At 58.5% G+C, this 347-nt stretch carries 1 pseudogene; it reads left to right on the top strand.

From position 1 onward, the window contains the following. Nucleotides 1–223, top strand: a pseudogene (locus FH08_RS52720) (MFS transporter); the annotation flags it as partial. Between the last annotated feature and the right edge of the window lie 124 nt (nt 224–347).

Genomic DNA, 347 nt, shown 5'->3' with positions numbered 1-347 from the left:
GTTGCTAATCGCTCTGGCGGAACAGGCGGCGCTGATTGGTCGCCTGATCATGGCGGGTCATGCCGACGACGAGATGATGCAGTCCACGCGCGGTGCGTTGATCGAATCGATACACGTGGGACTTGGGCTAGCGGATGCGGCAGCGATCGTAGGGCTTTGCCTTGCCTGGTTCGTGCCTCCAGTGCGGGTTGATCGGCTGGATACGCGGACCCGTACGCGGTAGAAGCTCCATCTGCACGACTTACCAGCGCAGCACTCGGGGCACTATCAAAGCACAAAGGACGGTAGGGACCGCCACTGTCTCTTATACACATATACGAGCCAAAGAGACGGACTCCAATCTAGTA

Source organism: Caballeronia sordidicola (assembly GCF_000729995.1).
Taxonomy (GTDB): domain Bacteria; phylum Pseudomonadota; class Gammaproteobacteria; order Burkholderiales; family Burkholderiaceae; genus Caballeronia; species Caballeronia sordidicola_A.
Note: the sequence above shows the minus strand (reverse complement) of the source record. Positions and strands in the feature narration are given on the sequence as shown.